Genomic DNA, 22,431 nt, shown 5'->3' with positions numbered 1-22,431 from the left:
AACTAGGCTTAGCAAAGAGGGAAACATGCCCGCTACTGCCCCGATCACCTTGACCAACGACGCACACATAAATGGTATTCTGGGCAACGAGAAGTGGGCGGCACTGAACCTCACCTTCAGCTTTCCAACAAGCGCTTTCTTCTACGAAGGGCTGTACGGGGATGGCGAGCCGTCGAATGGATTTGCCGCACTGAATCCGGGACAGATAGCCGCCGCACGCGAAGCATTTGGGCAGTTCTCGGCAGTCACGAATTTGACTTTTAAAGAAATCGCGGAGACCTCGACCGATCACGCTCAACTTCGGCTTGCCCAATCCAGCCTCCCAGAGACCGCTTTGGCCTATTTTCCAGCGGACTCGGCTGAAGGCGGAGACGCTTGGTTTGGCACCAAGGACGGCGATTTCGCGGCTCCAGCAAAGGGCAATTATGCCTACGTCACGTTCTTGCACGAGCTTGGCCATTCCCTTGGCCTCGACCACGCTCACGAGGGCCTAACGGTGCCAACCTATCGTGACCACATGCAATACACAGTGATGAGCTACAGCTCATATGAAGGCGCTTCTCCTTACGCTGGCTACACAAACGAGACGTGGGGTTATGCGCAATCACTGATGATGTACGACATCGCAGCTTTGCAGCATTTGTACGGCGCCAACTATAACACCCAAAACGGCAATTCGGTTTACACTTGGAGTGCAACGACCGGCGAGATGTTCATAAACGGCGTCGGGCAAGGTGCGCCTGGCGATAACCGGATACTTATGACCGTCTGGGACGGCGGCGGAACAGACACATACGATTTCTCGAGCTACACGACTGCGGTGAGAATCGATTTGTGGCCAGGGCAGTGGACGACTACATCCACCTCCCAAATGCCGAAGCTCGATATCGATGGTTCCCGAGTAGCAGGCGGCAATATCGCGAATGCCCTCCTGTTCGAAGCCGATACGCGGTCGCTCATCGAAAACGCGACTGGCGGCTCCGGTGACGATACACTTCTGGGCAATAGTATGGACAACGTCCTAATTGGGGGACTGGGAAATGACTGGTTTGCAGCTGGGGAAGGTTCGAACACGCTGAACGGTGGAGCGGGATGGGATGGGGCGTATTTCAATTTCAATTTTTTGGGAACCCATGTCGCCTATAGCAACAGCGCACTAACAATTAATAGCAACGGATCTGTCGATCGCACGATTTCAGTCGACATGTTCGTGTTCTGGGATCGCTCAATTAACCAGTCTGACGGTAATATGCTCGTGGATGACATGTTTTATTACAGCCATCAACCCGACGTATTCCACGCGAACATGGAAGCCGAGCAACACTTCTCTTCGTACGGTTGGAAGGAGGGCCGCGACCCAAACGGCTTTTTCGATACGTCAGAGTATCTCGAAACGTATGCGGATGTTGCGGCCGCTGGTGTGAACCCACTGGACCACTACCTTCAGCAGGGATGGAAGGAAGGGCGTGACCCTTCGCGCCTATTTGATACCGCCGACTATTTACGTTTGAATCCGGATGTTAGCGCAGCCGGGATGAACCCGCTTGAACATTACCTGACCTATGGTGTCTACGAAGGGCGCCAGATCGACAGCGGAACCGCGCTCGTTGACGACATGTTCTATTTCAAGAGTAATGTCGACGTAGCGAGAAGTGGTCTCGATGCCGAGCAACATTTCGCCGAATTCGGGTGGCGCGAGGGACGCGACCCAAATGCCTTCTTCGACACATCAGAATATCTGGCTACCTATCGCGACGTGGCTGCGGCGGGCATGAATCCGCTCGATCATTACCATACCTATGGCTGGAAAGAGGGACGCGACCCCTCGAAAAACTTTGACACCTCCGAATATCTTCAACGTAACCCTGATGTCGCTGCGGCAGGTATGAATCCTCTCGATCACTATTTGGCCTACGGTGTTTATGAAGGTCGAAATTACTATAACGATGGAATGTTAGGGTAAGTCACCGAGCGGACAGAGAGGGGCAACCTGGATGTCAAATCAGCGCTCGATGTTGGATGAACCGGGCGTGGAAATGGCCTGCCGCGGCCGCGGCGTACACCGCTCCAATCTCGGACGCCTTCGCCACGGGCTGGGACTGGGCAACAAGAAATGCCCGCGATGTGAAAACAGCGATAACCAGTTATCGCGAAAGCCAGTGAGCTTTGGATCATGCGGCGTGGGCGTTTTCTCTATCAACCACTGCTGATGTTTAACGATCACACGCCAATATCAAGCCGAGGAAACGCTCAGGATGGTCACAGAAGTGGTACTGTGACAGAAGACGGTGCGTCTTCGGCTCGTGGAAAACTTCGTCGCAGGGATTAGGTCGCATGAGATCCGTCGTACCTAGGATGGTTAACGAACCTATACACCAGTGTAACTCGAGAACGGGATCCAAACCCAATGCCGTTTGGCCCCTTCACTCGGCGATGCCGTCGTTCTTGACAATGTTAGCTTCCACAGAAGCGAACGGGCCGAACATCTCGTCAAGGGACGCGGGCTCTATTGCTGCAGCCCTATTCGCAATACGCGCCTGCGAGAAGTCGCTGCATACAGCGTCGATACTATCTCAAAAGCGCTCTGCAATATGGACAGCATCTTCTCTATCAGGGCATGCAGCCAATTTGGCGTTTCGATTTTTAAGCAGCGAGAGTTAAAAGGCGCGCTTTAGCCTCATGAAAGCCGAGCTCCTCGACGCGGCCGGCGTGTTTAACATTGCACGGGCATATCTTAGGCGGGAGGGGCAAGCATACGCTCCTTCATTCCGCTACTGGACGCTATTCCCCGCGAAAAGTCCTTTGAAGCTGATCTGCGAATGGTTTGGTCAGATACGAAAGAACCGTCCTGTTCGAAACCTTAATGAAAACCTCTGCAGGCATTCCAGGAGATAGGGCCAACTGATCAGACTGCGCAACAGAGTCTTGGAGCGTTACTTTAACGGGATAGTAACTGATGCCTGTAGTCCTGTCGGTGACCAAGTCAGGCGCGACCGTTCTAATATGCCCAGTCACCTCCGGCGTAGTGCGCTGGTTAAATGCCGTGAAACGTATGTCAACCAATTGGCCAACCTGTACTTGGTCTATGTCCTTCGGCGCGAGTTTCACTTCCAGCTCAAGATGGCCAGCGCGCGGAACGATCTTCATCAGCGTCTCGCCCGCATTAATCACTCCGTTCACAGTGTGCACGCCCAGTTGATGTACTCGACCGGCAACAGGTGACACTATGTCAAGACGCAGCAATTGATCCATTATCGCGGTGCGTCGCTCTTCCAACTCCACGATCTTGATCTCGATCTCCGACAGCTCCTTGGACACTTCGAGCCTCCGGTCTTCGTCAAGTTGTAAGATCTGAAGATCGATCTCGTCCGATTTTCCGCGTACTTGCGCCCGAGCTGCGAGTTTCTGGCCACGGTCGCCCTCGAGATCGGCGCGCTGTCGTTTCAAAGCTGTCACGCGCTGAATCGGCGTTAATCCACCCCGATAAAGTGCCTCGACACCGACCAATTCGTCGGCGATCAAAGCCAACGCGTCGTCAATCGCACGCAACTGAACAGTGAGGCCCTCGCTTTCATCGGAAAGTTGGGCTTTGCGCGCCCCCAATTGTTCCTTCATGCCGCGCAAACTCGCCATTCGCCGGACGAAAAGCTGACGTTCATTTTTGACGATCTCTTGCGAACCTATGCGGTCGAGTAAGCTATCAAACTTTAAGACGGTTTCGCCGGAACTTTCAGCTGAAAGCCGCACGCGCCGAGCGTACAAATGAGCAAGCGAATTCTCGGTAACTTCGAAAGTCGATCTTGTCACGGTGTCGTCCAAGCGAAGGAGAACCTGTGTGGCTCTGACCTCTTGACCTTCGGAAACCAAAATCTCCTTGATTATACCTCCAGAAAGATGCTGTACCGACTTCGTGCTTCCTTCCACCGCGACCAGACCAGACGCAACTACAGCGTTCGACAGTTCGGTTGTGTATGCCCAGCCGGCGACGCCTCCAACCAGAGCCAATGCCAAGCCATAGATGGCAACGCTATGAAACTGGAGCGCCCTCATTGCGGAGCCAATTGAAGGCGCGTCATTGACCATGAGGGGCGCTCCCCTCGTCGCCGACAATCTTAAGTGCGCCGGCCCGTTCAGAATGTTTGGGCCGTCCTTGACGCAAAACCGTGGCTAGGACTCGGTCTTTGGGGCCCAACGCCTGCACGCGCCCGTCGCCCATCATCATGACAAGATCGACGTTTTCGAGCGTCGATGGGCGATGGGCGATAACGACCACAATCCCGCCACGTCTGCGAACGCAGGCAATCGCCTCACTCAAGGCAATATCCCCCTCGGCGTCAAGGTTGGAGTTCGGCTCATCTAGCACGACAAGGAAGGGATCGCCGAACAATGCCCGAGCCAAGGCTATCCGCTGTCGTTGCCCCGCAGATAAACTGACCCCTTCCACACCGACGTCGGTGCCATAACCATTGGGCAGCCGCAGAATAAGATCGTGGACGCCAGCCGCCTGGGCGGCACACACTATCGCTTCAGGCGACGCAGTTTCCGAGAACCGGCTGATGTTCTGTGCCACCGTACCATCAAATAGCTCTACACTTTGCGGGAGATAGCCAATGTGCTTACCGAGTTCGTTCGGGTCCCATTGGTCGAGAGCCGCCCCATCAAGGCGCACAACTCCTCGATAAGAGGGCCATAGACCAAGTACCGCTCGAGCAAGCGACGACTTGCCGGATCCGCTCGGTCCGATTACGCCCAAGGCGCTGCCGGATTGAATCGAAAAGCTGACGTCCTGAACGACGAGGCGACCCACCGATGGAGGTCCGCTGCTCAATCCCTCAACGCTAAGGCTATTGGAGGGGCCAGAAAGAATCATTGGCCTGCTTTGTACTGGATGAGCGCTAAGGAACTCATTGAGGCGCGCCCAACTTTGCCTGGCTGAAACGAAGTTGCGCCAATTGCCGATTGCCAACTCTACAGGCGCAAGCGCCCGGGCACACAAGATAGAACCGGCAATGATGATTCCGGCTGTGGCTTTTCCGTCGATTACCAGTACTGCCCCTACAGCAAGCACCCCCGACTGAATAGCCATACGTAGCATTTTGGATATCGCCCCAAACCTATTCGCAACATCGGCGCCATGTGTGTTAAACTCACGCGCTTCGCTGGTGATATGTTCCCAGCGAGACACCAGCGCAGACAACATCCCCATCGACTGGGTTGCTTCCGCGTTACGCTGCGCCATCTTGGCGAATGCATTTCTCTGATTGATCGCCTCGGATGCCCTGGCGATGGCCCTCTGGCTTCCCCTATGTGTCAGGAACGTGAGCAGCAAGAGTATGGCCGCCCCAACGATCGCCGTCACGCCAATCGCCGGATGAAAGAAGAAGCAGACTGCGACGTAAATCGGTAGCCATGGCAGATCAAATAGCACGGCTGGCCCTGAACTCGACAGAAACGACTTCACTTGATCAAAGTCTCTCAATGCTTGCAGGCCGTCACCGCTTGTTTTCATGCGCAACGGTGCCACTGTGAGTGCACAGAACACCGAATTCGCCAAGCCCTCATCAAGAATTGCAGCGATGCGAACGAGAACGCGACCGCGAACAATCTCGAATGCGCATTGGAATCCATAAAGAAGCGCCGCCAGTAGGCTGATGGCCAGGAGCGATGGTATATCGCGACTGGGCAACACTCGATCGTACACCTCCAGCATGTAGAACGAGCCGGTGAGATAAAGAATACTGATCAGCGCACTGGCAACGCCAATAGAGACGAAGGCCGACCGACAGTTGCGGAACAATTTTATTGGGCCCTCAGCCTTCATCCTTCGAACCCATTTACAGACGGCGCCGCCGTTCGTTTCTTACGATGTTCGACAACCGCTTGTGTCCGATTCAACGGGTCATGCGATTGCGCCTTAAGGTAGCAGTTGGATTCTATCCAAATCGACCAACATGAATACTCCTGCCCTCCGGGCTCGATAAAACAGTTTTAAGTTGTGCGCAACGTGTCGGATTCATAATTGGTGCACGAATGACCGCGTTGCTAGCGAGAGTCGCGTGCGGAGCTTTCAACTGAGCCCCTATCCCACCCCATGCATCACGCAGCTAACACACACGATGAGGACAACGTTGAAGAACACTCCGGGCCCTTGGCTTCGGGAACACCATGACCGATTTGAGCAATTGGCAGTCACTTATGGCTAGATAGTCTGGTACCTGCAGAACTCGCAACCTGGCTCGAGGCGCTGGCAACCGCGCATGAGACGTTGGACATCCCCGTCGCCTATCGCGGCAAAGGGCTTGAGCCCGCGACGAGCCGAGCGGCACGGCGCTAGGAGCCGTCGAGATCAGGCCCGGCTGCGGCAGAGATTTTCGCCGCCGCATTTTTCTGACCGCGGGCGTTTGAAGCGCCCAGCCGAACGCGGCTGCTTTGCGGTGCGCGCGTACCAAACCATGACACCGCATGATTGTACATCGACGTGCCCCTGCCGAGTATGGGCGAGCGCATTCGCATATTCGCTCTGCTGCTTCAGCCGCTCGTATAGATCTCCAAAGTGATGTCGCTTTGGCGGACGATGGTGTCACGTTCGAGAGGCGCACTCCTGAGCGGAGTGGCTCAGACCGCCGAATAGCCCAAAGTGGCTATGTCTTAGTTTATTCCCCACTACATTAGACTTTAGTAGAGTGAGCAGAGGCAGCTTGTTGGGAGGCGAACATGGAGCGCGTTGAAACCGAGAAACTCGCGGTTGAGGCAACGACCAAGGTCTGGTCCGTGAGCGACTTCTGCAAACGTCACCGTCTCTGCTACGAAGAGGAAAAGCGACTGAGGCACCTTTTTGGTCACTTCGCGACGGCCCGCGAATTGCTCCACAACGCACAGCGCACGCCGAAGTGGCGAGGCTGACCAGCGGCTCGCTCGCGATCTACCGGCTATTTCGGCAAGGCTTAGTCCGCTCTGATGAACAGGGCGCCGACCAGACCGATCACGACCACGCATTGCAGGATGAACATGGGCCATTCTCCTGACATCGCGGAATCCTCCTGCTCGAAACAATTAGGTCGAAATCGGTCCTGTTAAAGGGGCCGAGTTGTGCCGACGATCACGGCGAGCGTTCCAAGGGAATTGGCCGGCCGGCGACGCTCGAGACCTTGTTCCCGGCGTTCTTGCTCGCGTCATACTCAGTCGTGATGCAGTTCGGCGTCTGTGCTTCGAACTCGGGGGGGAGTTGCAATGACCTTGGCGGACACCTTGCTGTCTGTTTCCGCAAGGTGTCGAGACAAAACGTCAGGGAAGCGTTTACTGGCGAAAGCCGAGGCGAGCGCTTTCGCCTCAATGGAATACAAATTCCATTGTCATATTTTCGTTGCATATTCATTTCATTTCGTTTCTACTACTTTTTAGTTTCGCAGCGAAGGCTGCGCAAGCTTCGGTCGAGGAGGATCGATTTCGCCAGGCGGGTCTTTCGGCCTGGCCATCTTAGAAAATGGGAGGAATCATGTTCAGACATTTGAACTGGACCGTCGTGGTCGCGTCCGCAATCTCAGCCGGCTTTGCCTCGAACGCGTTGGCCGCCACCGAACTTTCCTGGTGGCACGCCATGACCGGCGCCAACAACGAAGTGGTCGACAAGCTCGCCAAGGAATTCAACGACAGCCAGAGCGCCTACAAGGTGGTGCCGGTGTTCAAGGGCACCTATCCGGAAACGTTGAACGCCGGCATCGCCGCGTTCCGGTCCAAGCAGGCGCCCGCAATCCTGCAGGTCTTCGATGCCGGCAGTGGTGTGATGCTGGGTGCAGAAGGCGCAATCCTGCCGGTGGCCGAGGTGCTGCAGAAGGGTGGATTCGAGTTCAACAAGGACCAGTATCTGCCCGGTATCGTCGCCTATTATTCGAAGGCCGACGGCACGATGCTGTCGTTCCCGTACAACTCGTCGTCGCCGATCCTCTATTACAACAAGGACGCCTTCACCAAGGCCGGGCTCGACGCCGAAAAGCCGCCGAAGACCTGGCCAGAAGTGTTCGACGCCGCCAAGAAGATCAAGGCGAGCGGCGCTTCGGCGTGCGGCTTCACCTCGACCTGGCTCACCTGGATCCAGACGGAGAACTTCGCCGCCTGGAACAACGTGCCTTACGGCACCCACGAAAACGGCCTTGCCGCCCCCGACGTCGAACTGAAGATCGATGCGCCGCTGTTCGTCCAGCATTTCCAGGCGATTGCCGACCTCGCCAAGGATGGCACGTTCCGCTATGGCGGCCGCACCTCCGAGGCAAAGCAGCTGTTCATGTCGGGCGAATGCGCCATTCTGACGGAATCCTCCGGCGGGCTCGGCGACATCATCAAGTCTGGCATCAAATACGGCATCGGCCAGCTGCCCTATTACGAGGGCAACGGCCCGCAGAACACCATTCCGGGTGGCGCCAGCCTCTGGGTGTTCGGCGGCAAATCCGACGACGAGTACAAGGGCATCGCCGAGTTCTTCAACTTCCTGTCGAAGACGGAAACGCAGGCGCGGCTGCATCAGGTCTCGGGCTACCTGCCCGTCACGATCGCCGCCTACGACGAGACCAAGAAGTCGGGCTTCTATGAGAAGAATCCGGGCCGCGAAACGCCGATCCTGCAGATGATGGGCAAGGCGCCGACGGAAAATTCCAAGGGCGTTCGGCTCGTCAATCTTCCCCAGGTCCGCGACATCCTGAACGAAGAATTCGAGGCAATGCTCGCCGGCCAGAAAGATGCCCAGACGGCCCTTTCCGAAGGCGTCAAGAAGGCAAACGCCGCAATCGCGGCGGCCGTCGGCAACTAACGTAGCATGAGCGGGCCTGTCTCGGCGCGAACCGGGGCAGGCCATATCCTCGCGCAAAGAAGGGTGTCGCTTTGCAGCCTGTCGTCTTTCCCAACAAGATCCTGCCCTACCTGCTGCTCGCGCCGCAGATCGTGCTCACGGTCATCTTCTTCTTCTGGCCTGCGAGCCAGGCGCTCTATCAGTCGCTGCTGCGGGAGGATCCCTTCGGCCTGAAGTCCGGCTTTGTCGGGCTTGCCAATTTTCGTGCCGTTCTTTCCAATCCGGATTACCTGCATTCCCTGCAGGTGACGGTGGTGTTCAGCCTGGCCACCGCGCTTTTGTCGATGGCGGTAGCCTTGCTTTTGGCAACGGCAGCGGACCGCGTCGTTCGCGGCAAGAACGTCTACCGCACGCTTTTGATCTGGCCCTATGCGGTCGCTCCGGCCGTCGCCGGCATGCTGTGGCTCTTCATGTTCAATCCGGCGATGGGCACATTTGCCTATATCCTACGGCGCAACGGCATTGCCTGGGATCCGCTGTTGAACGGTGATCAGGCCATGGCGCTCGTCATCGTTGCCGCTGCCTGGAAGCAGATCAGCTACAATTTCCTGTTCTTCGTCGCAGGCCTGCAGGCGATCCCGAAATCGCTGATCGAGGCCGCCTCTATCGACGGCGCGCGCGGCGCCCGACGCTTCTGGACGATCGTCTTCCCGCTGCTTGCACCGACGACCTTCTTCCTGCTGGTGGTCAACACCGTCTACGCCTTCTTCGATACCTTCGGCATCATCCATGCGGTGACCGGCGGCGGCCCGGCCAAGGCGACGGAAACGCTCGTCTACAAGGTCTACAATGACGGCTTCGTCAATCTCGACCTCGGCAGTTCCGCCGCGCAGTCGGTCATCCTCATGGTCATCGTCATCGCGTTGACCGCCTTCCAGTTCCGCTTCGTCGAGAAGCGGGTTCATTATTCATGAGGCGATCTGATGATTGAAAAACGTCCCATCGCCAACTTCATCGGCCATCTCGTATTGATCATCGGCGTCATCATCGTCGCCTTTCCGATCTACTACACCTTCGTCGCCTCCAGTCGGACTTCGGTCGAGATCATCCGTCCGCCAATGTCGCTCACCGTCGGCGATCATCTGACGGAGAACTACACCGCGGCGATGGCCGGCGGCGTCGAGCGCGTCGTCGGCGTGAGCCTTGAACGGCTCCTGTTCAATTCGACCGTCGTCGCGATCGCGATCGCGGTCGGAAAGATCGTCATCTCCTTCCTGTCGGCCTTCGCGATCGTCTTCTTTCGCTTCCCGTTGAAGATGCTCTTCTTCTGGATGATCTTCATCACCCTGATGCTGCCGGTGGAGGTGCGTATCCTGCCCACCTACAAGGTGATCGTCGACCTTGGCCTGATCGATACCTATGCCGGCTTGACGCTGCCGCTGATGGCGTCGGCTACCGCGACCTTCCTCTTCCGCCAGTTCTTCCTGACAATCCCCGGCGAGCTGGTGGAGGCCGCACGCATCGACAATGCAGGTCCCTTTCGCTTCATGCGCGATATCCTGCTGCCGCTGTCGAAAACCAATATCGCGGCACTGTTCGTCATCCTCTTCATCTATGGCTGGACGCAGTATCTCTGGCCATTGCTGGTGACCAACGACGCCAAGATGAACACGATCATCATCGGCCTCAGGCGCATGGTCGATTTCACCGACGCCTCGACGCCCTGGAATTATGTGATGGTGACGGCGATCCTTGCGATCATCCCGCCCATCCTCGTCGTCGTCCTGATGCAGCGCTGGTTCGTCAAGGGCCTAGTGGAGACTGAAAAGTAATGGCTCAAATTACCCTGAACAACGTCCGCAAGGTGTATGGCGGCAATATCGAGGCGATCAAGGGCGTGTCGCTGGAGATCAACGATGGCGAACTCGTCGTCCTCGTCGGTCCCTCCGGCTGCGGCAAGTCCACGCTTCTGCGCATGATCGCCGGCCTTGAAAGCATCAGCTCCGGTGAGATCGCCATCGGCGGCAGGACGGTCAACGACCTGGAGCCGGCCGAACGCGACATCGCCATGGTCTTCCAGAACTATGCGCTCTATCCGCATATGACAGTGCACCAGAACCTCGCCTATGGGCTGAAGAACCGCAACACGCCGAAAGACGAGATCGAGCGCCGTATCGCCAAGGCCGCCAAGACGCTCGAGATCGAGCAGTATCTCAGCCGCAAGCCGCGCCAGCTTTCAGGCGGTCAGCGCCAGCGCGTGGCAATGGGGCGCGCGATCGTGCGGGAACCGGCCGCCTTCCTGTTCGACGAGCCGCTGTCCAACCTAGATGCCAAGCTGAGGGGCCAGATGCGCATCGAGATCAAGCGCCTGCAGCGGTCTCTCGGCACCACCAGCGTCTATGTTACCCATGATCAGATGGAGGCGATGACCCTTGCCGACAAGCTTGTCGTCGTCAATGGCGGCCAGATCGAGCAGGTTGGCTCGCCGATCGAACTTTATGAAAAGCCGGCGACGACATTCGTCGCGACCTTTATCGGCTCGCCGTCGATGAACCTGCTCGCACACGCCGAAACGCTTGAGGGCTGGAGTGTTTCGCCCAACGTGCCGAAACCGACGGGCGCATTCACGATCGGCATCCGGCCGGAGGACCTGTCCGTGTGCGAACCGAACGAAATGGCGTATGATTTCAAGGCAAATGTCCGCATCGACAGCATCGAGCTCGTGGGCGCTGAAAGCTATGTGCACGGCAAGTTCGGCAACGGCCAAGACCTGGTGTTCCGCGTTCCCGGCCGCTCAGTCCGACAGATCGACGATCACGTGACGGTCGGAGCGCTCGCCAAGGACCTGCATGTGTTTGACGGGAACGGCAAACGCGTGTCGTGAAAGCGACAAACTGCGGGAGACACGCCGCTGTCATGTCATTCAATCAAGTGGGCCAGCGAGACGTTGGGGTGAGGCGTATTGCTACGAACTGCCAGTTGGCTAAGTCAGAGAAAGGCCGCGGCTCTTCGTATTTCGAAGTGTTTCCGCTTGCGTGATGGCAAGGGTTGTTCGCTCCTGAGCCGCAAGCTGCTGGGCGGTTCTCAAGAGGCCCCAGGCCGAACGCAGTTCAGCTTTTTGAGTGAATGTCATACCCCGCGCCACTTTATCGAAGGTTGCCCCACCGGCATCACTTGCTGCGTTTCCTAAGAAAGTGCGCTCGCCGAATCGATCCGCCACAGTCTTGGAAAACGCCCTTAGCTCCGTGGTCACTTCGCTGTTGCCATGCATGAGGTCGAGCGCGCCTGTCCGATCGCTTCGCTCTAAGGCATTGCGTACGCTCTCCAACACCTGGCGCGCATTTGCTGATAGGTCCGGAACATCAATTGATGCCTTCTCGCGGAGAATGCGCTCCTCTTCCTGGCACCTCGTCACGGCCAGTGCGCGCATTTGAAGATAACGCTCAAGGTCGCGACCAAGCATAGGCGCGTTGACAAGCGCCCGTTCGCGATCAACTTGATCAGCTTTCCAGACGAACAGTCCAGTCTTGCCCTTGAGCGCGCCGAAACGCTCCGGTTCCCGAGCAATTTGATCGATCGTGACCTTCGCTTCCTCGTGGTTCTTTAGCATCCGGTCCACGTCAATCTCTCTGAACGCAGCCTGCGCGTCCTGGTAGACAAGGTGGAAACGAAAGGAAACCTTCTGCCATTGGTCGGTCAAGCCTGCATCCCCCTCAAGCCTCTCTTCAATTGCCTGCTCGAATGAATTGATAAAGGTCGCGACACCCGCAACCATAGGACGATTTTTGTCGACTGGTTTGGGGACGGAGGAAAGCAAAACGGATCTGGCCTGTTCTAAGCGCCTCCCGATTCTCGTGAATCTTTCAACAAGATTGCTGAGCCGTTCTTTCTGTCGAACTATCCAGTCCAGCCGGTCACGAACAATTGTCCGGGCGACCGCGATAAGGTGGAAACCACGCGTTCCTGCAAAACGAAGGGCTTGGCGGTAGAAAGAACTCTGTGAGTAGTCGAGCGTCGTCTCCTTCACATCAGAGCGCGACATGATTGATACCAGTCCACCAGCGTTTTCGAAGGAGCGACGGCCATAATAGATTGCGAGACTTTCGCGATGCCGCGTCATGGCGACATAAGTGAGATGGCGATCAAGCGAAAGCGAAGCGAGCATCTTTACGCTATCGACGGTAGCCCCTTGGCTCTTGTGGATCGTAGTAGCGTAGCCATGGTCCACACTGGAATAAAAACTGCTCTCGATCGCGACCTCTCGGAAACCCTCGCCTTTTCCGACTTCGACGACGATCCGGTTTATGCTTGCGTCTAACACCCGGCCAATTGTGCCATTCTTCACGCCGAGCATGCCCTCGTTCTTCAGAAACACGATCTGGTCCCCTGCCGCGAAGTGTCGCTTACCGTCCATTGTCGCGAACGCATGTCCGCCTTTGATAACGCCACGTTCAATAAGTTTTGCGCGCGCTTTCTCGTTCAACATACGAACATCTCGGCGTAGATGTGCAAGGATAACCGTCGTTCTGTTCGGGTCGTAGTCACGGTCCCAATCAGCGATCAGTCGATCCACAGCATCGGTTTTGCGTTCCGAAGCAATGAGATTGTCGTTGGAGCCATAAGCATGGAGCGCATCGGCGACTCTACCGCGTGCCAAGGCGATCGAGGCTGATCGCATCCAATCCTCACGCTGGCGATAGATTGTCTCAAGCTCCGCGTAGCCTATGCGGTCAGCTATGCTGCGCAACGCGGCGCCCGCTTCGATTGGCTGCAATTGATCTGGGTCCCCGACGAGGACAAGCTTCGCTCCGGCCTTCGTTACAGCTTCGACGAGGAGCGCCATCTGGCGTGACGAGACCATGCCGGCTTCGTCGAGCACAAAAATCGTGCGAGCGTTGAGCGTTCGTCGTCCTTCCGACCAGAGTTGCTCCCAGGCACTAAGTGTACGCGACCGAATACCCGACTCCATTGACAACGCTTCGGCAGCCTTACCCGCAAGCGCCGCACCGAGGACCTGATATCCAGCCATCTCCCAGGTTTCGCGCGCAGCGTTCATCAGCGTCGTCTTTCCGGCACCCGCCCGACCAATGATCACGGCCATACGCCCTGTATCGGTGACCCCTGCCAGCGCCGCTAGCTGCTCTTGCGATAGCAGCGTATGGCGTGCAGTTATTAGGTTTCGGACGCGTTCCCCGACGCCATGTGTCGATCGCCCGGAGAGCCAGACGGCTCGCGTTACCATCTCGGCTTCTAGGCGGATCAGTTCTCGAGTCGTGTATTTATCAGGGACGCGGATGCCCGTTGCAAAATCGATGCGCTCGCGCTCGAGGCGTAACGCTTCAGGGCTCTGGAGGATACGGGCCAGCAGAGGTTTCAACAACGCGACGTCGGTGAAGTAGCGGTCAAGTACCCTGGCAACATCTCGCTCGTCAAAGACACTTTTCTGCCGGCTGATCAGGTCGAGGACCAATTCGGGACGACTTTGAATTCTCCGGGCGTTCTCAGTTCGCCGTTCTGACTGCAACTCAAGCGACTTAGGTTTTCGATTGCCGGTGAGAGTTCCCTCCTCAATTCGTCGCTCGATTGCCTTTGTGGTGGCACTGAATCTAATAATTGGCTCAAGATCGATGCCTTGGCTTTCATAGGATCGCCCGTCTATTCGAACATCAAGGCCGGCAACGGCAAGATGACTATTTTGGCAAGCGAACCAGCCGTCACGAAACGCGTTGAACTCCCGCGGGCGCGACCACACCATGTATACTATGCGGCCGTGGCGGTTCCGCTTTGGACTACCATCGGCAAGAAGGACCTTGACCCGCTTAGAGCCGAACCCAGTACTACTGAGCGGTCTTAGCGTTTTCATCAAGTGGACATGGGGGTTACCTGGAGCATCGTGGTAAACCCAATCGGCGACCATGCCTTTAGCCAGCACGAATTGCTCAACAAAATCGCGCACCAGCGCGATATTTTGAGTGAATGAAAGCTCGACAGGTAGCGCCAAGGTTACGTCCGTGGCGAGTTGAGCATCCAATTTCTTCTCGAAATTTTCGAGCCGGTTCCAGAAGGTTTCCGACAGTGACAATGGTGAGTGGTCGGCGATCATCTTGCGTATCCACTCAGGCGCATCGGTAGGGACAACGAACTCTTCATGAATGAGATCCTGCTTGCCGGAGTAGTCGACCAATCGAGCCTCCCGCTCGAAATACATCTTCGAGCGGTGGTGATATGCAGCTGCCATCACGGCGCTGTTTCCGCTTCCGCGGCTCAGCACTCGCACGTCAAAATGTGGGCTCACCACGGCAATCCGCTCCCTTCCTGTTTTCATCAAGGCGTCGGATTTGTCGCGCTTGAATCGCGAGCGTGCATCATGTTGAGCGCGAGACTGTCAGGCTCGAAGCAACTTCTCGTAGATGAAGGATCTAAGAGATTGGCGAAGTGCGCTACTGCACAATTGTCCCTAGCCCATTTTAGGGGAACCGATCGGCGCTGGTAGCCGCTGGCCTTTGCTAGGGCCGCCCGAGTAATTCGATTAGACGCAAGTTTGTCGTCTTGATGGCTGGTATTCGATCAGGCCTGCTTGCAGTTCGCGAGCTGCTGCGAATGAATGAAAACTCAATCAGTCATCCGTTCCGCTGCGACGGCACTACGGCCGTCTATCCTTCAGCGACACTATTCCTTGACATGAACACAGCTCACGAAGCGTATGAGCTTGCCGAATACCCCTCACCGACCCGCCCGGCCTAAAGACCGGGCGATGTCAATTATATCATCGCGTGCCGTCGCGGGATCGTCCTTATTCCACGCCACCCCAAGTCCGATCTTCAGGTCGACCCCTCTAACTGGCCGAAGCTCAAATTTCCGATTAGGAAGATCCCTCGTCCATTCCGGAGCGAAGCCGATTCCCAGGCCGGCTGAGACAAGGGACACAAGCGAGAAGGTGTCGTCGCAGCTGTACGCTATATTGCTGGTCAGGCCATGAGTTTCGAAAACCCCAGAAAAATATCGTTCCGTGTAAGAGAGGTTGCGCCGGGAAAACGAAATGATCTTCTCACCCTTGAGGTCCTCAATCTCTATCTCGCTTCGGCCAAGTAGCGTGCTCGTCTTTTCGACCGCCAGCAGGTAGCGCTCATACGCAATCGAAAAGAAGCGCAAGGAACCGATGTTTTCAACCGGTCGAATGAAGCCAAGATTGATTTGACCGTGTTCCAGCCCACGAATTATGTCGCTGGTGGAGCCGCTGGATATATGTAGTTCGACATCGGGGTACTTGCGCCCTATGCGAGCCAGAAACGCTGGCAGGACGCCGATCGTCGCCGGATAGACGGTTCCAATCCGAATGACACGCGCAGCCTTCCCGGCGACCGAACGTGCAACCTCCGCCGACTGACCGACGTCGCTCAGGATCCGAACGGATCGGTCATAGAAAACCTCACCTGCTCGAGTGAGTTCAACCTTCCTCGTTGACCGCTCCAGCAATCGGACACCAAGCTCTTTCTCGAGTGACGGCGGATGAGGTCGGCAATTTGAGAAATTGGCTTTCCTCGACAGTCTCAGAGACACGGACAGGGCGCCTTTTCGACCAGTCGTCGAATTCGCCATGTCCGCGCTGTCTAACTCGAAGCACGCACCGCCTCGATCGCTTCCATGCCGCCCACTTTGTCGGCATATGTCGCCCAAACCTTGCTAGCCACGGCGACCCACTGATCACGGTCCTCGGCTGCGTGGAAGCGCGCGCCGGCCACCTTCGCCGTTTTGACGGAGGCAACCTCTTCGGCAACGATCAAAGCATTGAAATGTCGTGCGCCCTCTCGCGCGGCATTCCCAAAGATCGTTTGCTCCTCCCCGGAAAGGCCGTTCCAGAACGGCTTGGCGTAAACGAGGGCGCCCGATGCCCAGATATGGCCGGTTTCGATGACGTCAGGCACGACCTCGTAAAGCTTGAAACCGGCATAGGCGGATTTGGTCAGGTCCATGGCATCGACGACGCCGGTCGCCAGCGCATTGTAGGTTTCGGTGATCGGCAGACCCACTGGAATGGCACCAAAACTCTCCCACAAGGTGGCGTGCAGCGGGCTCTGGATCACCCGCAATCTCTTGCCCGCGACATCTTGCGGCCGTGTCAGTGGTTCCTTCGCCAGCAGATGCCGAGCGCCGTAGTTGACGTAATCGCCAAGGATGAAGCCCTGCGCCTCCAACTTGGCCTTGAGCACCTCACCTGGCTTCGAAGAAGTCGTCGCGCGAACATGTTCGGCATCACGGAAGAGAAACGGCATATCGAAGAGCTGGCTCTCGGGGGCCCAGGCGGACAGGGCCGAAAGCGTGGAGAGACTTGCCTGTATTGCCCCCAGCCGCAGGCCTTCATTGACATCCTTCTCGCCGCCGAGGGCTGCGCTCGGCACAATGTTGAATGCGAACAGCCCCGGAAGCGCTGCTTCGACGAGGTCACGGATCTTGAGCCAGACCTTGGTTTCCGGCTTCGTTTCGCCAAGCAGCGAAGCAACGAGAACCGGGCGTGCGGCAACGGCACGGCCGGTCAGCGCCGGAGTGGCAAGCGCCGCGGCGCCGGTGGCGAGCAGACCCAGATTGAACTGACGGCGATCGAGGCGAAGCATATTCAATCCCTCCCGAGGGGGTTAAAAACAAGCGGCAAGTGCCGCGGAAAAGCTGAGAAGTGCGAGTGCTGCAATCAGCGCGACGAGATAGGGCCGTGAAGCGGCGAACAGTGCGACAACCGGCACACCGGACGCATTTCCGACGGTCTGCACCAGAATGCCGACCGGTGGCGTCAAGCCGCCAATCATCAGGTTGACGACGAGGATGACGCCGAAATGGATGGGGTCGATGCCGGTAGACACGGCAACCGGCAGCGTCAGCGGCGCAAACAAAAGGATCGCCGCACCGATATCGAGAAAAAGCCCGACACCGAGCAGCAACACGTTGAGTGCGACAATCACCAGGAACGGGTTGTGTCCGAGCAGGCTCGCAGCAGACGAGACCTGGGCCGCCAGGCCATCCACAGCGATCAAGAAGGCAAATGGGGCTGCCGAACCGATCAGCAACAGGATGGCCGCCGTTTCCCGTGCCGATTGCCGGAAAGCCGCGCCAATATCGGCCACCGTCGTCCGCTTGAGGATGGCCGCAACCAACGTATAGAGGGCGGCAAGGGCGGCGGCTTCCGTCGGCGCAACGATACCGGCACGAATGCCGGCAACGACGATGACGCCAAGGCCGAAGGCGGGCAGCGCCCGCACGGCAAAACGCCGGCATTCCGCCGCGGACGCCCTGCGTTCGCTGGCGGCGGTCGCGCCGTTCAGATGGATGGCAATCGCAAGCGTTGTCGCCATGACCAGGCCTGCGACAAACCCGCCGGCCAGAAGCTTGCCGGTCGACAGGTCCGCGGCGGCCGCAAGTATGAGAAATGCAATCGATGGCGGGATGATGTTGTCGAGCACCGCCACGGCGGCAATCAGCGCGCCGGCGCGCTCGGGTGGCGTACCGCGCGCCGTCAGCTGGGGCATGAAAGCCGCGGTGCCGAATGCCGCATTGGCGATCGACGAGCCGGAAGCCCCGGAAAAAAGCACGCCGGTCAAAAGCACGGTCTGACCGAGCCCGGCACGACGGTGACCAACGAGGGCAGCTGCAAAGCGAACGAGATCACCGGCGATACCGGACGCGGTTAAAAGTCCGCCGGCAAGCAGGAAGAAGGGAATGGCTGACAGCAGATAACGCGACAGTCCGGACAAGGTGGCCGCCGCCATGGCCTCTTCCGGCATCGGCGATCCGAAGGAGACAGCCATATAGGCCGCGGCGATAAAAGCATGGGGAATCGGAGCGCCGGCCAAAATGGCGACGAGCGCAAGACAGCAGAGGATCAAGCTGGGTGATAATAGGGTGAGCGCTGGCACGGCGCCAACAACTGAATGCAAGCCGCCGGCGACCAGCAGCATCAGTGCAAACTCGACAATGCGTTTTTCGGCCATGTGCCTGAGCAGCACTGCCACAATCGCCAGCCCGGCGCCCGCACTCAACATCGCCGGCCGTAGGCCCTCCGAAAGACCGAGCGACGGCGAGACGCCGCCAAGATCGAGCGCCGCCCGGCCGCTACCGGACAGCAGCACGACGCAGGCAAAGATCGTGATGGCGCCCGAAAACACCGAGCGTATGTCGTGTGCTGTTGGGCGCTTTGCCGAGAGGAACGTCTGCACTTCGTTTTCCCCGCCGCATTGCGCCGCTCCTCGACCGTGATCCGCGCCGCAGTCGGTCCCCGGCCGACCTGCGAACAGATCGATTCGCAATCCCTTGGCGGTCGAGGCAAGCGGCAGCCCGATCGAGACGAGCGCCACCAGCAGCCAGCTCGCCGCTTCTTCGGCACCCGTCAACCCGCTCGCCGCCAGATACCGAAGCGCAACAGAAACCGTCACGGTCACAAGCAGCACCGCGAGCACCATTGCACCTGCCGCCTCGAGCATGCGCTCCAGCCGCAGCGACAGTGCCTGCGCTGCGCTAGCGAGCATCGTCCTGCCACCAGCGATGGAAGTGATGCACCGGTCCCCTGCCCTCACCCACCTTCAGATCGGCCGCAGACACGATGGCAGCGTGCAGATACTCCTTGGCAGCGGTGACGGCCGTAGCACGCGACGCGCCGCGGGCAAGGCCAGCGGCGATCGCCGCCGACAGCGTGCACCCCGTACCGTGATCGTTCGTCGTCTGGATGCGCGGTGCCGCTAGCCGAAGCGGCTCGCCGCCGTCGAAAAAGAGATCCGTCGCCTCGACGCCTGTACCGTGACCGCCCTTGATCAGCACCGCTTGCGCGCCGTCTTTGAGAATAATCTCGGCCTGGAGCACCATATCCCGCTCGTTCGACGCGATGGCGCGGCCGGTCAAGAGGGCTGCCTCCGGCAGGTTGGGCGTGGCAACAAGCGCCAGCGGCAACAACTGCTCCCTGAGCGCCGCAATCGCGTCCGGGCGCAGCAGCGGGTCGCCCGATGTGGCCACCATCACCGGATCGAGCACCGCCAACCGGCCGTATCGTCGAAGGCCATCGGCAATGACGGCGATCGTCTCCTCGCGCGACACCATGCCGATCTTCACTGCGCCGACGGCGAGATCCGAAAACACCGCATCAATCTGGGCCTTCACCATCACGGCCGATACATCCTCGACCGCGGTGACGCCGCGAGTGTTCTGTGCCGTAATCGCCGTGATGACGCTGGCGCCGAAAACGCCGAGCGCGGAGAAGGTTTTCAGGTCCGCCTGGATGCCCGCGCCGCCGCCGGAATCCGAGCCTGCAATGGTAGCGGCGATAGCGGTCATCGGGCTGCCTCCTTCAATGCGCGATCGACAGAGGCACGCAACTCACGTGTCGCCCTGGCCGGATCCGCCGCCGAGAAAATCGCCGAGATGACCGCTACGCCATCCGCTCCGGCGGTAACGATTTCGCCGGCGCGCCCAACATCGATGCCGGCAATGGCGCCGATCGGTAGATCCGGCCTGGCGGCGAGCAGCATGGAACGCAGTCTAGCGAACCCATCAATTCCGACCGGCGGATCGGGGTTGTGCTTGGAGAGCGTCTCGTAGACACCGCCGATGCAGGCATAGTCGATCGGCGCGGCAATGGCAGTCCTGGCATCCGCTTCGTTCTTGACCGTCAGGCCGATGATCGCGGCATCGCCCAACATCGACCGCGCCATTGCTGCATCCATGTCGTCGCGGCCGAGATGCACGCCATCGGCGCCCGCCGCCAGCGCCACGTCGACCCGGTCGTTGACGACGAAGGGCACCCCGGTACCGGCAAGGGCCACACCGATCGCCCGCGCCTGTTCGATCATTGTGCGGGTCGAATTGGTCTTGTCGCGATACTGGATCAGCGTTGCACCGTTGAGCGCTGCGACACGCGCCAGGTCCGCCAGGTTCGCCCTGTCGGCAAGGCGCGCATCGGCGATGGCATTGAGGCGATAATCAACCCTGGGCATGGGAAATCCTGGCATTAGCAATGATATCTTCCGGTCGAAGTGCTGCGAGCGCATCGCGGAACGCGGCTTCGAACGTTCCGGGGCCGCTTGAGCGTTTCGCGGCCATTTCGGCAGCAATGCCGCTCGTCAGCAAGGCGCCCGTCGCCGCGATCAGCCGGTCCGGCTCGACCGCCATGAAGGCCGCGATCAGGGCGCCGGAGAGGCATCCGGTGCCCGTGACTTGCGCCATCAGCGGGTGGCCGTTCGCAACCCTGACCGCATCTGGATCGAGGCGGAGTTCATCGACCGGGCCTGTCTTGATCCTGAGGACGCCGTCGACGTCACCGATAAGCTCCATCTCGCTCGCGTTGCCCCGCACGACGGCAGGGCCAACCTCGATAAGCTCACGGGCAAAGGCGAGCCGTGACGGCGAGTAATCGCAATGCACGGGATCGACGATCCAGGGTTTGCGGGCATCGCATGCGACCGATGTTGCCAGGCGGATCACCGTGCGGCGCTCTTCGTTGAGCGTACCGAGATTGACCACAAGCGCATCGGCGCGCCGGGCAAAGGCCTCGACCTCTTCCGGAGAGGATGTCATCGAAGGGATGGCGCCGAGGGCCGCCAGGCCATCGGCGACGAATTTCTGCACCACCGTGTTCATCAGGCAATGCACGCGAGGGCACCGCTGCCGGACGAACGCCAGCGATGCTGCGGCACTTTCAACGAGGTTCGACAGGCCGTTCATCGGATTTCCGCCGCGATATCGTCAACGGCGGGCGCTTTGCCGATCAATCCACTTTCGGCGAGAAACGCGCCGAACCGCTCGTAGCGACCACGATCGAGCGCCGCCGGCCGCTTGGCAAAACGCGGCAGCGTGTCCGTGAATGCGCGACGATTGAGTTCGTCGTCTAGATTCGGATAAGCATTGATGAACAGCTTCCACGCCTCATCGGGGTGATTGGTGAGATAGATTGCGCCCTGCTCCACCGCGACGAGGAACGGTCGCAGGCGCTTGTCGGCAACCCTGGCCCTGTCAGTGACAAACACCAGTTCGTCATACACGGGCACGCCATGTTCTTCCGGGAAGAACGACCGTCCCTCATGCCCCTCGAGCCGCATCTGCGTCAGCTCGAAATTCCGGAAACCACCGACGGTCGCATCGACCTTTCCGGCGATCAGCGACGGAGCGAGCGCGAAGTTGACGTTGACAAGCTCCACGTCCTCCTTCGTCAGGCCTGCCGAGGCGAGCATCCGACCGAGCATCGCATCCTCGAAGCCCGAAACGGAAAAGCCGATCTTCTTGCCCTTCAAATCGGCAAGGCTGCGGATCGGACCATCGTCCAGCACGGTGACGGTATTGAGCGGCGTCTCGACCAGCGTGCCCACGCGTACCAGCGGCAGGCCGGCAGCGTGGTCCAGGTAGAGGTTCGGCTGGTAGTGCACGCCGATATCGGCCTTGCCTGCGGCAACCAGCCTCGGCACGCTTGAAGGATCGGCGGGCGGAACGAGCTCGACATCGAGCCCCGCCTTCTCAAACAGCCCAAGCTCCTTGGCGACGACGATCGGGGCGTGGTCGGGATTGACGAACCACTCCAGCATCACCGTTAGCTGTTCGGCGGCAGTCGCCAAACCGGCCGAAAGGGTGACGCCGAGCGCGAGGCTGGCGGAAAGCAGAAATTTGCGGAACATGACGGC

The 22,431-nt window shown here is 58.6% G+C and carries 16 protein-coding genes; 6 read left to right on the top strand and 10 right to left on the bottom strand.

Going from position 1 to position 22,431, the window contains the following annotated elements:
- Positions 1 to 25: 25 nt before the first annotated feature.
- On the top strand, positions 26 to 1,963 hold the full coding sequence (locus tag RTP54_RS13505) for a M10 family metallopeptidase (RefSeq protein ID WP_312363407.1): 1,938 nt from the start codon (positions 26 to 28) through the stop codon (positions 1,961 to 1,963).
- Between the two features lie 818 nt (positions 1,964 to 2,781).
- Here RTP54_RS13505 and RTP54_RS13500 read toward each other — a convergent pair.
- Positions 2,782 to 4,083 carry an HlyD family type I secretion periplasmic adaptor subunit gene (locus RTP54_RS13500; RefSeq protein ID WP_312363405.1) on the bottom strand — a complete coding sequence of 434 codons (1,302 nt, stop codon included), beginning with the start codon at positions 4,081 to 4,083 and terminating at the stop codon, positions 2,782 to 2,784.
- Positions 4,073 to 5,821 (bottom strand): type I secretion system permease/ATPase, encoded by a 1,749-nt coding sequence (locus RTP54_RS13495; protein WP_312363403.1) that lies wholly within the window; start codon positions 5,819 to 5,821, stop codon positions 4,073 to 4,075. Before RTP54_RS13495 ends, RTP54_RS13500 begins: the two co-directional genes overlap by 11 nt.
- Positions 5,822 to 6,714: 893 nt before the next feature.
- Here RTP54_RS13495 and RTP54_RS13490 point away from each other — a divergent pair.
- The 5 genes from RTP54_RS13490 to RTP54_RS13470 all read left to right on the top strand — a co-directional run bounded on the left by RTP54_RS13490 (position 6,715) and on the right by RTP54_RS13470 (position 11,666).
- The gene (locus RTP54_RS13490) at positions 6,715 to 6,903 is read left to right on the top strand and encodes a hypothetical protein (protein WP_112811636.1); all 189 of its coding nucleotides are present in this window, start codon (positions 6,715 to 6,717) and stop codon (positions 6,901 to 6,903) included.
- Between the two features lie 592 nt (positions 6,904 to 7,495).
- Complete coding sequence (ugpB, locus tag RTP54_RS13485; protein ID WP_409517129.1) at positions 7,496 to 8,803, top strand: sn-glycerol-3-phosphate ABC transporter substrate-binding protein UgpB; 1,308 nt, start codon at positions 7,496 to 7,498, stop codon at positions 8,801 to 8,803.
- Between the two features lie 71 nt (positions 8,804 to 8,874).
- Positions 8,875 to 9,756: a sn-glycerol-3-phosphate ABC transporter permease UgpA gene (gene ugpA, locus RTP54_RS13480; protein WP_312363398.1), complete on the top strand. Its 882-nt coding sequence runs from the start codon at positions 8,875 to 8,877 to the stop codon at positions 9,754 to 9,756.
- 9 nt (positions 9,757 to 9,765) lie between these two features.
- The gene (gene ugpE, locus RTP54_RS13475) at positions 9,766 to 10,614 is read left to right on the top strand and encodes a sn-glycerol-3-phosphate ABC transporter permease UgpE (protein WP_312363396.1); all 849 of its coding nucleotides are present in this window, start codon (positions 9,766 to 9,768) and stop codon (positions 10,612 to 10,614) included.
- Entirely contained in the window at positions 10,614 to 11,666 is a 1,053-nt protein-coding gene (locus tag RTP54_RS13470; RefSeq protein WP_312363395.1) for a sn-glycerol-3-phosphate import ATP-binding protein UgpC, read from the top strand. The genes ugpE and RTP54_RS13470 overlap by 1 nt, the downstream gene beginning before the upstream one ends.
- Before the next feature lie 99 nt (positions 11,667 to 11,765).
- Here the strand turns inward: RTP54_RS13470 and traA are convergent, their stop codons facing one another.
- The 8 genes from traA to RTP54_RS13430 all read right to left on the bottom strand — a co-directional run bounded on the left by traA (position 11,766) and on the right by RTP54_RS13430 (position 22,425).
- Positions 11,766 to 15,080 (bottom strand): Ti-type conjugative transfer relaxase TraA, encoded by a 3,315-nt coding sequence (traA, locus tag RTP54_RS13465; RefSeq protein WP_312364379.1) that lies wholly within the window; start codon positions 15,078 to 15,080, stop codon positions 11,766 to 11,768.
- Positions 15,081 to 15,505: 425 nt separating this feature from the next.
- Positions 15,506 to 16,381 (bottom strand): LysR substrate-binding domain-containing protein, encoded by an 876-nt coding sequence (locus RTP54_RS13460; protein WP_409517128.1) that lies wholly within the window; start codon positions 16,379 to 16,381, stop codon positions 15,506 to 15,508.
- Positions 16,382 to 16,392: 11 nt separating this feature from the next.
- A complete protein-coding gene (locus RTP54_RS13455) occupies positions 16,393 to 17,394 on the bottom strand; it encodes a TRAP transporter substrate-binding protein (RefSeq protein WP_312363392.1) in 1,002 nt (333 codons plus the stop codon).
- Between the two features lie 21 nt (positions 17,395 to 17,415).
- On the bottom strand, positions 17,416 to 19,296 hold the full coding sequence (locus tag RTP54_RS13450) for a TRAP transporter large permease (RefSeq protein WP_312363390.1): 1,881 nt from the start codon (positions 19,294 to 19,296) through the stop codon (positions 17,416 to 17,418).
- Positions 19,286 to 20,095, bottom strand: a complete 810-nt coding sequence (gene thiD, locus RTP54_RS13445) for a bifunctional hydroxymethylpyrimidine kinase/phosphomethylpyrimidine kinase (RefSeq protein WP_312363389.1) — start codon at positions 20,093 to 20,095, stop codon at positions 19,286 to 19,288. Before thiD ends, RTP54_RS13450 begins: the two co-directional genes overlap by 11 nt.
- Positions 20,092 to 20,754 carry a thiamine phosphate synthase gene (thiE, locus tag RTP54_RS13440; protein WP_312363387.1) on the bottom strand — a complete coding sequence of 221 codons (663 nt, stop codon included), beginning with the start codon at positions 20,752 to 20,754 and terminating at the stop codon, positions 20,092 to 20,094. Before thiE ends, thiD begins: the two co-directional genes overlap by 4 nt.
- A complete protein-coding gene (locus RTP54_RS13435; RefSeq protein ID WP_312363385.1) occupies positions 20,741 to 21,481 on the bottom strand; it encodes a hydroxyethylthiazole kinase in 741 nt (246 codons plus the stop codon). Before RTP54_RS13435 ends, thiE begins: the two co-directional genes overlap by 14 nt.
- The gene (locus tag RTP54_RS13430; RefSeq protein WP_312363383.1) at positions 21,478 to 22,425 is read right to left on the bottom strand and encodes an ABC transporter substrate-binding protein; all 948 of its coding nucleotides are present in this window, start codon (positions 22,423 to 22,425) and stop codon (positions 21,478 to 21,480) included. Before RTP54_RS13430 ends, RTP54_RS13435 begins: the two co-directional genes overlap by 4 nt.
- Positions 22,426 to 22,431: the final 6 nt, after the last annotated feature.

This window comes from Ensifer sp. (assembly GCF_031989085.1).
GTDB lineage: Bacteria > Pseudomonadota > Alphaproteobacteria > Rhizobiales > Rhizobiaceae > Ensifer.
The sequence above is the reverse complement of the archived record's forward strand: the minus strand, read 5'-3'. Positions and strand labels throughout refer to the sequence as shown.